Here is a 12,977-nt window from a genome sequence, read left to right on the forward strand (position 1 = left end):
CCCGACAGGTCCCCGCCCGACAGGCCCTCGTGCGCCGAGTCCCCGTACGCCGGAGCCTCAGACTCCGGCGTACGAGTGCTTGCCGTTGATGAAGATGTTCACGCCGTAGTAGTTGAACAGGAAGCACGCGAACGCGATGAGCGCCAGGTAGGCGGCCTTGCGTCCCTTCCAGCCCGCCGTGGCGCGGGCGTGCAGGTAACAGGCGTACGCGACCCAGGTGATGAAGGACCAGACCTCCTTGGGGTCCCAGCCCCAGTAGCGGCCCCAGGCTTCGCCGGCCCAGATCGCGCCCGCGATGATCGTGAACGTCCACAACGGGAAGAACGCCGCGTTGATGCGGTAGGCGAACTTGTCGAGCGAGGCCGCGGAGGGCAGCCGCTCCAGGACCGATGTGGCGAACGCCCCGGGCTCGCCGCCGCCGGCGAGCTTGTTCTCGTAGCTGTCGCGGAACAGGTACAGCAGCGTGGCCACCGCGCCAAGGTAGAAGACCGCGCCGCAGACGATCGCGGTCGAGACGTGGATCCACAGCCAGTACGAGTGGAGGGCTGGAACCAATTGGTCGCTGTCGGTGTACAAGACAGTGACGGCAAGGCCGAGATCGAGGAGGACCGTGGTGACGAGGGGGAGGCCGATCCACCGGACGTTCTTCTTGGCGAGGAGGAACGCGAGATACGCACCGACGGCGACGGTGGAGAAGGTGGTGGAGAACTCGTACATGTTGCCCCAGGGCGCGCGCTGCACCGACAGCGCCCGGGTCACCACACCGGCCGCCTCCAGCAGGAAGGCGAGCACGGTGAGGGAGACGGCGATCCGCCCGTACAGATCGCCCTGTTCGTCGCCGCCGTGGGCGCCGGGTCCGTCGGGTACGTCGCGGGTTCCGGCCGAGGACCGGGTGACGACCTTGGGACGCTCCAGTACGGCGGTGCCACCCCCCTCACCGGCGGCGGTCCGGACCGTCACGGCGGGGCCGGAGGCGGCGGGCGTGCTCTTCGCGGCCCCGGTCAGCGCGGCGGCGGTGCGGCCCACCTTGCTCCGGCTGCCGAAGATCCATTCCGCGATATGCCCGAAGAAGGCGAGCGTGTAGACCGCCATGGACGAATAGATCAGCACGTTGCTGACGTTGGCCAGGTTCTCGTTGGTTGCGGCAGCGAGGATCACGCGCGCGCTCCTTCAGCGGGATCAACAGGATCGGCTGGGATTTCGTCGGCTGGGGTTTCGTCGACCGGGGCACCGGCAGCCGGGGTGCTGGTGGCCAGAGTCGCGGTCGGGGCCCGGGAGTTGAGGTCGGCGGCCAGGTCGGCCAGCTCCTCCGGGAGCTTCGGGGACTCGCTGCGCCCGAGCCCCGCCATCTCGACGACCGTGACCCCGTCCGCGCCGCGGACGGCCCGGACCCACACTCGGCGGCGCTGGATGAACAGCGACCCGGCGAGGCCCGCGAGGGCCGCCACCGCACCGCCGAGGGCCAGGCCGTTGCCGGGCTGGTGGGAGACCTGGAAGCTGGCCCAGGGCTTGACCCCGTCGAAGGACAGGGTGCCGGCACCGTCCGGGAGGGTCATGGTCTCGCCGGGGCGCAGGGCCTTGCGGAAGAGGTCACCGGTCTTGTCCTTGAACTGCTTCATCTTCCGTGTGTCGAGCTGGTACACGTTCTGCGGCAGTCCGGAGTCGACGCCGAGGCTGCCGCGGAAGGCGTTCAGGGAGAGGACCGGGTAGTCGAGCGCAGGGAAGGAGGAGTGCGGGCCACGCACCGCGTCGAGGGCGTAGGTGGGGGTGAACCGGCCCTGGAATCCGAGCTGGTCCTTCTTGCCGTTCTTGTCGCGGTAGTCGGGGACCTTGATGACACCGACGGAGGTGAAGCCCATGTCGCCGGTCGGCAGGAAGGCGACCGGGCCCTGGTAGGCGAGGTCGCCCTGCCCGTCCCGGACGGTGACCACCGGCGCGTAGCCGTGGCCGAGGAGGTAGACCTTGCTGCCCGCGACCTCGAGGGGCTTGTTGACCTCGATGTCCTTGGTCCGCTCCTTGCCGTCGGCACCTTCCCAGTAGGAGACGGTGGCGCGGAAGGTGCGGGGGGTGCCCTTCTGCGGGCCGGTCCGCTCGTAGGTGGCCTGGAAGTCCTTCAGCGAGAAGCCGAAGGGGGCGAGGCTGTCGGAGTCGAAGAGGCTGCCCGACTTGAAGTCGTCGTACTGGGTGAGGGTGTTGGAGAAGCCGTCGCCCTCGACGATCAGCTTGCCGCCCTCGGACTTCCACAACTGGCCGGCCGCGAAGGCCACCAGCAGCACAATGAGCGCGAGGTGGAAGAGGAGGTTGCCGGCCTCGCGGAGGTAGCCCTTCTCGGCGGCTACGGCGTCGCCGGTGGTGTGGGCCCGATAGCGGCGGCGGCCGAGCAGCTCGCGCCCCGCCGCGAGCACCCGCTCGGGCTCGGCGTCGGTGCGCCAGCTCGTGTACGCGGGCAGCCGGGTCAGCCGGCGGGGGGCGGCCGGGGGGCGGCTGCGCAGTTGGCCGACGAACTGCCAGGTGCGGGGCACGATGCAACCGATGAGGGAGACGAACAGGAGGATGTAGATCGCCGAGAACCACACCGAGCTGTAGACGTTGAACAGGCCCAGCTTGTCGTAGAGCGGCGCGAGGGTCTCGTGCTGGGTCCGGAACTCCTCGACCTTGACCGGGTCGACGCCGGTCTGGGGGATCAGCGAGCCGGGGACGGCGCCGAGCGAGAGGAGGAAGAGCAGGATGAGCGCGACCCGCATCGAGGTCAGCTGGCGCCAGAACCAGCGCGCCCAGCCGATGACGCCGAGCGCCGGGACGCCGCCCGTGCGCTCGGCCGACGCCTCCGCCCGGTCGCGGCGGGCGGCGGACTCCTCGGGGGAGGTGGAGAGTTGGGAGCCCGCAGCGCCCAGCTCGCGCTCGTCCGCCTCGGCGCCCGCCCGCTCGACGGTCTCGGCGCCCGGTTCGCCCGGATTATCGGCCCGCGTGTCCGTGTTGGCCATGGTTCAGATTCCCGGGGTGAAGGTGGACGACCAGACCTGCAGATCACCGATGATGCGGTCCCAGACCCCCGTGACGAGCAGCGCCCCGACCGCGACCAGCATCAGACCACCGGTCCGCATGACCCACACGTAGTGCCGCTTGACCCAGTCGAACGCGCCGAGGGCCCGCCGGAAGGCGACCGCGGTCAGGATGAACGGGACGCCGAGACCCAGGCAGTACGCGATGGTGAGCAGCGCTCCGCGCCCCGCGCTCGCCTCGTTGAACGCCAGGGCGTTGACGGCCGCGAGCGTCGGCCCGATGCAGGGCGTCCAGCCGATGCCGAACAGCACGCCCAGCAGGGGCGCGCCCGCGAGGCCCATCGCGGGCCGCTTGTGGAAGCGGAACTCCCGCTGGGTGAAACCGCCGATGACCCCCATGAAAGCGAGGCCCATGACGATCGTGAGAGCGCCGAGGACCTTGGAGATCGTCTCCTTGTGCTCCTCCAGCGTCAGTCCGAAGTTCCCGAACAGCGCCCCGTAGGAGACGAAGACGGCGGTGAAGCCGAGGATGAACAGGGAGGCCCCGGCGGCCATCCGGCCGCGCCGGGCTTCGGCGAGGTCGGTGCCGCTGACGCCCGTGACGTACGAGAGATAGCCCGGTACGAGCGGCAGCACGCACGGGGAGAAGAAGGAGACGAGCCCGCCGAGGAGGGCGACGGGCACCGCCAGCAGGAGCGCGCCCGTCAGGACGGTCCGGTTGGGGTCGGTCGCGGCGGCGAGAGCGAGCACGTGATCACTTCTCCGCGATCAGCGGTTCGAGCGTCTTGCGCAGCTCGTCCTCGCCGAGCGCCTTCAGGGCGCGGGCGGCGATCCTGCCCTCGCGGTCGACGATCACGGTGGAGGGGATCGCCTTGGGGTTGAGGCTGCCGGCCGGGAAGCGCAGCATCAGCTTGCCCATGGGGTCGTAGAGGCTCGGGTAGGGAACGGCGAATTCCTTCTCGAACTTCTGCGCCGGGGGCTTGCTGGAGTCGCGGGTGTTGATGCCGACGAACTCGACGCCGTCCGCCTTCGTGTCCTTGGCGACCTTGACCAGGTGGGGCATCTCGGCGCGGCACGGCGGGCACCAGGAGCCCCACACGTTGAGGACGAGGACCTTGCCCTGGTAGTCGGACAGGTCGAGCTTCTTGCCGTCGATCGTGGTGCCGGTGATCGCAGGGAGCGGCTGCCGGTCGCCCCGCTCGGCGGTGTCGATGCCTCCGGTGCCGGCGACGAACTTGGTGTCCGCGGAGCCGCCGGAGGTGCCGCCCGAGCCGCAGGCGGTGAGCGCCAGGGCCGCGGCGGCCGCCCCCGTCGCCAGCACGGCGCGGCGCACGGGCACGGCGGCGCGGCGGCGTGTCGTACGGCGGTTCGTGCGGCCGGGGAGGGCGCTCCAGTCAGACATGTGAAAAGTTTCGCATGGCCTCTCCGGGGATCTTCCGCACCCCCCTTGCCCCGCCTGAATCCGCCTGTCAGCGGGGGAGCACGCCCGTCCCTACCGGCTCACTCCGGTTCACACCGCCGACACCGCCTGACGCCGCCGACAACCGCCTCACGCCGCGAACGCCGCCTCGGCCCGCTCACGCCGCTGACAGGAACTGCCGCCATCCGCCGGGCGGCTGCTGCCCGACGCCGAGCCCGCGGAGCTTGGCGAGCACCTTCGGGTCCTGGGCGTCCAGCCAGTCCACGTACTGCCGGAAGGAGACGAGCCGCACGTCGCTGTGGGTCTCGTCGGCTATGTGCTTGATCGCTTCCTCGACGGCGTTCATGTAGATGCCGCCGTTCCACGTTTCGAAGTGGTTGCCGACGTAGAAGGGGGCGCGGTTGGTCTCGTACGCGCGCTGGAAGCCCTGGATGTACGCGTCGCGGGCCTGCTCCTGCCAGGCCGGGTACTTGGCAGGATCGCTCTTGGTCGCGTTCTGCGACTGGTTGTACATCATGTTGTAGTCCATCGACAGGACCTGGAACGACCGCCCGGGGAAGGGCACTTGCTGGAGCGGAAGGTCCCATATGCCCATCTTCTTGGTGGGCCATATCTGGAAGCCGCCGGGCGAGCTGGCGTCGTAGCGCCACCCCAGCTGCCGCGCCGTCGGCAGCAGGTTGTCCTGCCCGAGCAGGCAGGGCGTACGGCTGCCGATGAGCTCCTTGCGGTAGTCGAAGGGCAGCGGGGGCAGGTCCTTGAAGCCGGTGTTGGTGCGCCAGCGGGTGACGAAGGACATCGCCTGGTCGATCTCGGAGCGCCACTGCGCGGGTGTCCACTTCTCCACCGAGCCGGAGCCGGCACAGAAGTGCCCGTTGAAGTGGGTGCCGATCTCGTGCCCGTCCAGCCAGGCCTGGCGCACGTTCTCCAACGTCATGCGGATGTGCTCGTCGGTGAGGTAGCCGATGTCGGAGGCGCCGACGCGGTTGTTGGGCGGCTGGTAGAGGTCCCTCTTCGACTCGGGCAGCAGATAGAGCCCGGAGAGGAAGAAGGTCATGGCCGCGCCGTGGTCCTTGGCGAGCTTGAGGAAGCGCGGGAAGAGTCCGTTGCCGACCTCGGCCGCCCCGTCCCAGGAGAAGATGACGAACTGCGGTGGGGTCTGGCCGGGTTCGAGCCGCTCGGGCTTCGGCTGGTTCGGCTGCGGGCCGGTGTCGGCGGTCGACCCGTCGCCGATCAGCTTCTCCTCGCTCCGGCTGTCTTCGCCCTGCGGCTCCTTGCCCGCCTGGTCCGCGGCTCCCGCCGCGGTGGCGGACGCGCCGCCGGACCCCGTCGTCGTCCCGCAGGCAGCGACCCCGGCGGCGGCCGCGGTGGCAAGCCCGATCCCCAGAAATCCCCGTCGGCCGATATCGCGCATGCTGTCCTCATCTCACCTACTGCGCCCGGTTTTTCATACAACCGGACAGCAGTTAAGAGGAGACGGAGAGAGTCGCGGTTCCGAAAATCGGGCTAAACCCGGCAGATTCAACAAGTGTTATACAAAGGGCCACACGACAGACCCTCGGACGAGTACGCGCCGGTCCACCAACCGGCCCTACGCGCCGAACCCCTTCGCGCCCTTGACCGAGCCCTTCCCGAACCGCCGCCGCGCGCCCGGGAGGAGGTGCGCGGGTACGAGGTCGCGCGCCGGTTCGCTGTAGCCGACCGAGACGAGCCGGTCGCCCTCGTACGTGAAGGTGGTCAGGCTGGCGAGCGAGCACTGCCGCCGCCGCGGGTCGTGCCACAGCCGCCGCCGCTCGGCAAAGCTGCGCACGATCCAGATCGGCAGCTGATGGCTGACGGCCACCGCCTCGTGGCCGCGCGCCGCGTCCCGCGCCGCGGACAGCGCGCCCATCATCCGGACGACCTGGTCGAGGTAGGGCTCGCCCCAGGACGGGCGGAAGGGGTTGGTGAGGTGGCGCCAGTTGCCCGGCCGCCGCATCGCGCCGTCGCCGACGCCGAAGGTCTTGCCCTCGAAGACGTTGGCGGCCTCGATGAGCCGCCCGTCGGTGTCGATGTCGAGCGCATGGGACTTGGCGATCGGCGTGGCCGTCTCCTGGGCCCGCTCCAGCGGCGAGGAGACGATGTAGCGGATGTCGCGCTCGGCGAGGTGCTCGGCGACCCGGTCGGCCATCTGCCGCCCCAGTTCCGAGAGGTGGTAGCCGGGCCGGCGCCCGTAGAGGACGCCGTCGGGGTTCTCCACCTCGCCGTGGCGGACCAGGTGGACGACGGTCACCGTCCGGTCTCGCTCGGGACCGGGGGCCGGGTCGGCGCCACCGGCGGGCACGGCGCCGGCGGCCGGGACCGTGCCGGCGGAGGGGGTCTCGTCGCGCGCGGGGCTCTCGTTGCTCATGCCGCCCATCATGCGCCCGCCTCTCATGCGCCCGCCTCCGCGGTCGCCTCCGCCGCGGCCCGCGCGGCGGCGGGCAGGGCGGCCGCGATGCGCTCGATCGCCGCGCTGTCGTGGGCCGTCGAGACGAACCAGGACTCGAAGGCGGAGGGCGGGAGGTAGACGCCCTGGGCGAGCATCGCGTGGAAGAAGGCGGTGAAACGGTACGCCTGCTGGCCCTTGGCCTGGTCGTAGTCCGTCACCTCCCCGTCGGTGAAGAAGACCGAGAACATGTTCCCGGCCGACTGGAGCCGGTGCGCCACGCCCTCCTTGGCCAGCGCCTCGGTGACCAGGCCCCGCACCTCGGCGGAGACCGCGTCCACCCTCTCGTACGCCGCGTCGTCCAGCAGGCGGAGCTGGGCGAGGCCGGCGGCGGTGGCGACCGGGTTCCCGGAGAGGGTGCCGGCCTGGTAGACGGGGCCGGCGGGCGCGAGGTGGGCCATGACGTCGGCCCGGCCGCCGAAGGCCGCGGCCGGGAAGCCGCCACCCATGACCTTGCCGAAGGTCATCAGGTCGGGCTCGACACCGTCGAGGCCGAACCAGCCGGCGCGGCTGACCCGGAAACCGGTCATGACCTCGTCGGAGATGAAGAGCGCGCCGCTCTCCGCGCACAGCGACTTCAGCCCGGCGTTGAACCCCGGCAGCGGCGGCACCACTCCCATGTTGCCGGGCGAGGCCTCGGTGATCACACAGGCGATCTCGCCGGGGTGGCGGGCGAAGGCGCGGCGTACGGCGTCCAGGTCGTTGTACGGCAGCACGATCGTGTCGCCGGCCTGCGCGCCGGTCACGCCCGGGGTGTCCGGCAGCCCGAAGGTCGCGACGCCGGAGCCAGCGGCGGCCAGCAGCGCGTCCACGTGCCCGTGGTAGCAGCCGGCGAACTTGATCACCTTGGTACGGCCCGTGAAGCCGCGGGCGAGCCGGATCGCCGACATGGTCGCCTCGGTCCCGGAGGAGACCAGGCGCACTTGCTCGACGGGGGCGATCCGCGCGACGATCTCCTCGGCGAGCGCGACCTCGCCCTCCCCCGGCGTGCCGAAGGAGGTGCCGCGCGCCACGGCCGCCTGCACCGCGGCAGTGACCTCCGGGTGCGCGTGCCCGAGGATCATGGGGCCCCAGGAGCACACGAGGTCGACATACTCGCGACCGTCGGCGTCGGTGAGGTAAGGACCGGTACCGGACACCATGAACCGGGGCGTACCGCCCACGGCGCGGAAGGCGCGCACCGGAGAGTTCACGCCGCCTGGCGTGACGACGGCCGCACGGTCGAACATCGTCTGCGAAACTGGGGCATCGTACGAGTAAGTCACGCATGCCATGGTGTCAGAGCCTCAGGGCGACGCGCGGCCGGGCGTTTCGCGACCCGTCCTCGGGGGAGGTCTTGAGACGATGATCGGGTTGCGCGGCTGGGTCCGCGAGTGGTCGGGTGGAGATATGCAGCGCGGTGGCGGACTGGGCGAGGGGACCGATGACCTGGGCCCCGAGCGCGCTGGGGTTCCTCAAGCCGAGGGTGAAGGACCGGGACGGGGTCGGCACCGGCGGCGCGAACGTGAGCGGGAGCGCGAGGCGCGGAGTGGTGGGAGCAGGGGTGGCCGAGTGGGGGTGACCTACAAGTACTTCGGCGCGCCCGACGGCGCCACCGCGGCCCGGGTCCCGATCTCCATGCGCCCTGAGGAGCTGGGCGGGGACGAGCTCGGCATGGGCGGGATGTTCACGAAGATCAAGCCGGAGACGATGGCCGCGATGGTCCTCACCGGCATCGAGGGCATACCGCTGCACAAGGTCCCACCGCTCGAACTCGTCGTCCTGCACCCGGACTACGCGGTGGTGAAGCTGCCGATGACGGTGGTGGACCCGCTCCGCGGGGTGGGCGAGGAGTCGGTGGGCGCCGCGGCCTTCATCTGGTCGACCGTCCCGGACCGCGGGGGGCCACGGGACGCGTACAACGTCTACCAACTCCTCCACGAATGGCAGGACTTCAGCCACCGCCTCCACGAGGCGGGACATCAGCCGTACTGCCTGGTCTGGCCGTGACCTCCGTCTCCGCTGCGAGGAGCCGGAGAGAGCGGTCCGCGGCGGAACCGGGTTCGGCCGTGTAGAGCGTCAGGGCCTGGTCCGGGGCGTCGGGGATGCGGAAGGTCTCGAAGGAGAGGTCCAGCGGGCCGGTCAGCGGGTGGTGGAGCGGTTTGTGGCCGTAGTTCTCGTCGCGGACGGTGTGGTCGGCCCAGAGGGTTCTGAATTCCTCACTGTTCTCGGCGAGTTCGTCGATGAGTTCCATCAGTTCCTCGTCGTCCGGATGGCGTCCGGCGTCCACGCGGAGGAATCCGACTGTGTCATCGGCCTTCCGCTCCCAGTCGACATAGCGTCGACGCGCCGTTTCGTCGAGAAAGGTCAGCCGCGCCAGATTGCGGCGCTCGACCGGCAGTCGGGGAAAGTCCGCGATGAGAATGCGGGCGAGGTCGTTCCAGGCGAGGATCTGCAACCGGCGGCCCACGACGTACGCGGGGGCGTTCTCCAGGGTGTCGAGTACGCGCTGGAGTCCGGGCCTGACCCGCTCCTCCGAAGGGGCGTCCTCGTTCCGTCCTCCGCTGCCGCTGTGCATCAGCGCGTAGAGGTGCTGCCGCTCGGTCCGGTCCAGTCGCAGCGCCCGGGCGATCGCGTCGAGGACCTCCGCGGAGACGTTGCCGCCGCGCCCCTGCTCGAGGCGTACGTAGTAGTCGACGCTCACCCCGGCGAGTTGGGCCAGTTCCTCGCGCCGCAGCCCCGGCACCCTGCGCCGGGCCCCGTACTCCTTCAACCCAATGTCCTGCGGCCGCACTCGGGCCCGCCGGGAACGCAGGAACTCACGCAACTCCGAACGACGATCCATGCACCCATGATGCCTGCCCCGAAAGGTGGTACTGCGAGTCCCAGGAATCCCGTACCGGGGGAAGAACAGGGAATCCGCGAGGGCTGGAAATACGAAGGCGCCCGCCCCACGATGAATTCCATGGATTCGAAGAAGGAAAAGCTGCGCATCGTCGTGGGAAGCGACTTCCGGGGGCTGGAGTACAAGGAGGCCATCAAGGCGTTCCTGGAGAAGGATCCCCGCGTGGCGTCCGTCCAGGACGTGGGCGTCGCCCGGGGCGCCGACATCGGCTACCCGCACATCGCGGTCGACGCCGCCGAGATCGTCGCCGACGGCGAGGCCGACCGGGCGCTGCTGATCTGCGGCACCGGCCTCGGCATGGCCATCAGCGCGGGCCTGGTCCCGGGCATCCGCGCGGTCACCGTCAACGACGCCTACCAGGTCGAGGGCTCGGTCCTGCTGAACAACGCCCAGGTGATGACCCTGGGCCAGATGTGCGTCAGCCTGCACCACGCCCAGACGCTGGTCGACCAGTGGCTGGATCTGCACTACGACCCCACCTCCGAGTGGGCACCCCTGATGGACGCGATGGTCGAATACGAGACCGAGTACGCGGGCAAGGCCGGCTGATGTGGTGCTACGACTGCGCCGAACTCGGCCGGGAGGCCGGTTCGGTGGGAGTCTGCCGGGAGTGCGGCGCGGCGGTGTGCCCCGCGCATGCCGTCGCCGTGGAACACCCGGTGCGCCGCCCGGCGGGCCTGACGCAGAGCACGTCGCGCCCGGCCCGCCGGGTGACCTGTCGCGTCTGCCGGCCCGCACATCCGGCGCCGGCCGCACCGAGCGCCCGTACGCCGGCGGCCGCACACCGGACCGCCTGATGCCGACTGATGCCGAAGGTTCCGAGGAAGGACCCCTGAACAAGCCATGATCTTCATTACCGTGAAATTCACCGTCCGCCCCGAGCACAGCGAGGACTGGCTCGACCTCGTCGACGGCTTCACCCGCGCCACCCGCCAGGAGCCGGGCAACCTCTTCTTCGAGTGGTCCCGCAGCGTGGACAACCCGCACCAGTTCGTCCTGGTCGAGGCGTTCCGCGACAGCGAGGCGGGCCGGGCCCACGTGGAGTCCGAGCACTTCGGGGCGGCCATGGACGCGATGTCGTACGCGATCGCGGAGACGCCGCAGATCGTCTCCACCGAGATCGCGGACAGCGACGGGTGGGGGCGGATGGGCGAGCTCTCCCCGCGTGAGCCCGGCGGCGCGTAGGGCTGTCGCGGCCGAACAGCTGTAGACGGAGGGCCCGTTCGTGGTGTTGCCACCACGAACGGGCCCTGGCGTTGACGCTCATCCGCCGCGCGTGCTCGTGACGTTGTGCCGCGAGCGACTCGTGGCGTTGTGCCGCGAGCGAAGGGGCGGGGGGCCTAGATGTCGGACTCGTCCGAAGCAGCCGACTCGACCTGGGGCGCGGGCTCTCCTGAAGCATCCGGACCGTCCGAAGCGGCGGGCTCATCCGAAGCGGCGGGCTCATCCGAAGCAGCCGACTCGGCTGAAACGTCCGGCTCCGGAGAGTCGGCGTTCTGTGAATCCGGCTCAGTGGCCTCGGCGGTCTCGGACGGTGTGGACGAATCGGTCACCGTCTGGTCGCCCGTCGTCTGCGAATCCGTCCCGTCAGCCGCCTGCGCATCGGTGTCGGGTTGGGGTTCGCCCGTGGTCGGCTGCGCCGCGGCGGCCGACTGCGCGGCGGTTTCCGGGTTCTGCCCTTCAGAGGATGCGCCTTCGGGTGTCGCCCCTTCCTGGGGTGCTACCTCCTGAGGCGCCTGTTCCTGGGGCGTTACCTCATGGGGCGCTTGCTCCTGGGGGGCTTGCTCCTGGGAGGCCTGTTCCTGGGGCGCTGCCTCCTGGGAGGCTGCCTCCGGCTCCGGGGCCTCCTGTTGCGATGCCGCGGGCTCCTCCGTAGCGGAATCGTCCGGTGTGTTCTGCGCAGGTGCCGCGGATGCTTCCGCGCTCCGCTGATTCCGCTCGGCCATCAGCTGGTCGTACACGGGTGTATCGGCCTGCGCAGCACTCTGCTCCTGATCGGAATCCTGCTTCTGATCCAGCGCGTTGACGGAATCCGCGACGGCGCCAGACTGACGCACCGTGTCCTCGCGGCTCTCGCCGGATGCGGACCGGTCAGCGTCTCCCTGCTCACCGTCCACCTGACCTGGCAGGGCCTGCGAATCCCCGAAAGGGGACTGGGGCGGTGCTTCAAGGCCGCGCGAGCTCGCCGATTTCGGGTCGTCCGACTCGATTCCGGCTTCCCTCTTGACCCGGCTCGCTGCGGGCGGCGCATATTTGGACACGGAGGGAGAGTTTTTGGCGACCGTGCTTCGTATCGCCCCTCCATGATCGGTAAACGGCGTCCATTCAAGGCGAGGAAGTTCTTCTCGAAGTTTCGTCAGCGCCCGCTCCTCGTTGTTTTTCCAGTTTTCTTGCCGCCTCTTCAGTTCTGCTGAATTCCAGCTTTTCACCCTTGGGGACCGCCAAGCCCCAGTAGCCACCTGAAATTCGTCTCTGGAGATCTGGTCCGTGATCTTTTGCACATACGGACGGGCGACTTCATCGGTGAATTTCTTGTTGAACCTGCTCAAGGCACTGTCGCTGTCTTTGGCATCTGTCGCCTTGGCCACGACCTGCTGCACAATGCGGAGAGAGTTGTCCTGATAGGTTTGAGCTCGACTCTTGCGAACACGGTCGAGCTGCTGGTCGATTTCCCCCTGGGCCTTCAGTGCCGCATCTTTGATCTGCCGCTTCTCCGTTTCGGACTTAGCGGCGAAAACTGCCGCATCCGCCACCTTTATCACAGCCGCCTGGCTCGCCTCGGCCCATTTCTTGGCCGCCGCGATGTCCGCATCGTACGCCGAATCGATTTCTTTCCCGACCTTGGGGATCACATGGTCCCGGAGGGAATCGATCAGAGATATCTTCCACAAGGAATTCCGCTCGGCCAAGAGGTCTTCGGGCGCATGCTCCAGCTTCGCCCTGTCCTTCACCAGATCCTTGTGTGCCAACTTCTGATCACGAATTTCGTCGTAAACCAGTTGCGCTAGCTGGTCGGCCACCAGTACGGGCTCGATAAAAGGAATCAGCTCGGGTTGCGCAATTTCAGCGCTCTGCAATCCCACGGCAGCGCTGTCGAACAGCGCATCCCCGTTCTCGCCTGTCTTGAGGTCCTCGGCCAACGCCGCCGAGCTCGCCGCGACACCCGCGAAGGGCACGACCTTCAATAGGCCTTCCCCACCCGCCCGG

At 69.4% G+C, this 12,977-nt stretch carries 12 protein-coding genes and 1 pseudogene; 4 read left to right on the top strand and 9 right to left on the bottom strand.

Features of this window, described 5'->3' with window-relative positions; genetic code table 11:
- Positions 1–57: 57 nt before the first annotated feature.
- The 7 genes from ccsB to hemL all read right to left on the bottom strand — a co-directional run bounded on the left by ccsB (position 58) and on the right by hemL (position 8,160).
- Positions 58–1,158 carry a c-type cytochrome biogenesis protein CcsB gene (gene ccsB / locus AOK16_RS15660; protein WP_055472857.1) on the bottom strand — a complete coding sequence of 367 codons (1,101 nt, stop codon included), beginning with the start codon at positions 1,156–1,158 and terminating at the stop codon, positions 58–60.
- On the bottom strand, positions 1,155–2,984 hold the full coding sequence (gene resB / locus AOK16_RS15665) for a cytochrome c biogenesis protein ResB (RefSeq protein WP_079101427.1): 1,830 nt from the start codon (positions 2,982–2,984) through the stop codon (positions 1,155–1,157). Before resB ends, ccsB begins: the two co-directional genes overlap by 4 nt.
- Positions 2,985–2,987: 3 nt before the next feature.
- On the bottom strand, positions 2,988–3,752 hold the full coding sequence (locus tag AOK16_RS15670; RefSeq protein WP_055472858.1) for a cytochrome c biogenesis CcdA family protein: 765 nt from the start codon (positions 3,750–3,752) through the stop codon (positions 2,988–2,990).
- Between the two features lie 4 nt (positions 3,753–3,756).
- Positions 3,757–4,404 (bottom strand): TlpA family protein disulfide reductase, encoded by a 648-nt coding sequence (locus AOK16_RS15675; RefSeq protein ID WP_055472859.1) that lies wholly within the window; start codon positions 4,402–4,404, stop codon positions 3,757–3,759.
- 175 nt (positions 4,405–4,579) lie between these two features.
- The gene (locus AOK16_RS15680; RefSeq protein WP_055472860.1) at positions 4,580–5,833 is read right to left on the bottom strand and encodes a polysaccharide deacetylase family protein; all 1,254 of its coding nucleotides are present in this window, start codon (positions 5,831–5,833) and stop codon (positions 4,580–4,582) included.
- A 177-nt stretch (positions 5,834–6,010) separates the two neighbouring features.
- On the bottom strand, positions 6,011–6,808 hold the full coding sequence (locus tag AOK16_RS15685; RefSeq protein WP_079101430.1) for a histidine phosphatase family protein: 798 nt from the start codon (positions 6,806–6,808) through the stop codon (positions 6,011–6,013).
- A gap of 23 nt (positions 6,809–6,831) precedes the next feature.
- Complete coding sequence (gene hemL, locus AOK16_RS15690; protein WP_055472861.1) at positions 6,832–8,160, bottom strand: glutamate-1-semialdehyde 2,1-aminomutase; 1,329 nt, start codon at positions 8,158–8,160, stop codon at positions 6,832–6,834.
- 115 nt (positions 8,161–8,275) lie between these two features.
- Between hemL and AOK16_RS15695 the strand changes: the two genes are divergently transcribed.
- Positions 8,276–8,875: a hypothetical protein gene (locus AOK16_RS15695; protein ID WP_079101428.1), complete on the top strand. Its 600-nt coding sequence runs from the start codon at positions 8,276–8,278 to the stop codon at positions 8,873–8,875.
- Here AOK16_RS15695 and AOK16_RS15700 read toward each other — a convergent pair.
- Positions 8,820–9,710 (bottom strand): helix-turn-helix transcriptional regulator, encoded by an 891-nt coding sequence (locus tag AOK16_RS15700; RefSeq protein WP_055472863.1) that lies wholly within the window; start codon positions 9,708–9,710, stop codon positions 8,820–8,822. The two genes, AOK16_RS15695 and AOK16_RS15700, sit on opposite strands and share 56 nt — an antisense overlap.
- 120 nt (positions 9,711–9,830) lie before the next feature.
- On the opposite strand from AOK16_RS15700, the gene AOK16_RS15705 reads away from it, so the two are divergent.
- The 3 genes from AOK16_RS15705 to AOK16_RS15710 are packed head-to-tail and all read left to right on the top strand — an operon-like array spanning position 9,831 to position 10,955.
- Positions 9,831–10,319, top strand: coding sequence for an RpiB/LacA/LacB family sugar-phosphate isomerase (locus AOK16_RS15705; protein ID WP_240483588.1), 489 nt, complete (start codon positions 9,831–9,833; stop codon positions 10,317–10,319).
- Positions 10,319–10,567, top strand: coding sequence for a DUF2180 family protein (locus tag AOK16_RS25730; RefSeq protein ID WP_079101429.1), 249 nt, complete (start codon positions 10,319–10,321; stop codon positions 10,565–10,567). Before AOK16_RS15705 ends, AOK16_RS25730 begins: the two co-directional genes overlap by 1 nt.
- Before the next feature lie 46 nt (positions 10,568–10,613).
- Complete coding sequence (locus AOK16_RS15710; RefSeq protein WP_055472865.1) at positions 10,614–10,955, top strand: putative quinol monooxygenase; 342 nt, start codon at positions 10,614–10,616, stop codon at positions 10,953–10,955.
- A gap of 155 nt (positions 10,956–11,110) precedes the next feature.
- Here AOK16_RS15710 and AOK16_RS15715 read toward each other — a convergent pair.
- Positions 11,111–12,977 (bottom strand): annotated as a pseudogene (locus AOK16_RS15715) (hypothetical protein); the annotation flags it as partial.

The organism is Streptomyces pathocidini (genome assembly GCF_001418495.1).
In the GTDB taxonomy this organism is placed as follows: domain Bacteria; phylum Actinomycetota; class Actinomycetes; order Streptomycetales; family Streptomycetaceae; genus Streptomyces; species Streptomyces pathocidini.

Excerpts from the sequence above, each read along its gene's own strand:
- resB (WP_079101427.1), bottom strand. The coding sequence starts at position 2,984 with ATGGCCAACACGGACACGCGGGCCGATAATCCGGGCGAACCGGGCGCC.
- AOK16_RS15695 (WP_079101428.1), top strand. The coding sequence starts at position 8,276 with ATGCAGCGCGGTGGCGGACTGGGCGAGGGGACCGATGACCTGGGCCCC.
- AOK16_RS15710 (WP_055472865.1), top strand. The coding sequence starts at position 10,614 with ATGATCTTCATTACCGTGAAATTCACCGTCCGCCCCGAGCACAGCGAG.
- AOK16_RS15680 (WP_055472860.1), bottom strand. The coding sequence starts at position 5,833 with ATGCGCGATATCGGCCGACGGGGATTTCTGGGGATCGGGCTTGCCACC.
- AOK16_RS15700 (WP_055472863.1), bottom strand. The coding sequence starts at position 9,710 with ATGGATCGTCGTTCGGAGTTGCGTGAGTTCCTGCGTTCCCGGCGGGCC.
- hemL (WP_055472861.1), bottom strand. The coding sequence starts at position 8,160 with ATGGCATGCGTGACTTACTCGTACGATGCCCCAGTTTCGCAGACGATG.
- AOK16_RS15685 (WP_079101430.1), bottom strand. The coding sequence starts at position 6,808 with ATGAGCAACGAGAGCCCCGCGCGCGACGAGACCCCCTCCGCCGGCACG.
- AOK16_RS15675 (WP_055472859.1), bottom strand. The coding sequence starts at position 4,404 with ATGTCTGACTGGAGCGCCCTCCCCGGCCGCACGAACCGCCGTACGACA.
- AOK16_RS15705 (WP_240483588.1), top strand. The coding sequence starts at position 9,831 with ATGGATTCGAAGAAGGAAAAGCTGCGCATCGTCGTGGGAAGCGACTTC.
- AOK16_RS25730 (WP_079101429.1), top strand. The coding sequence starts at position 10,319 with ATGTGGTGCTACGACTGCGCCGAACTCGGCCGGGAGGCCGGTTCGGTG.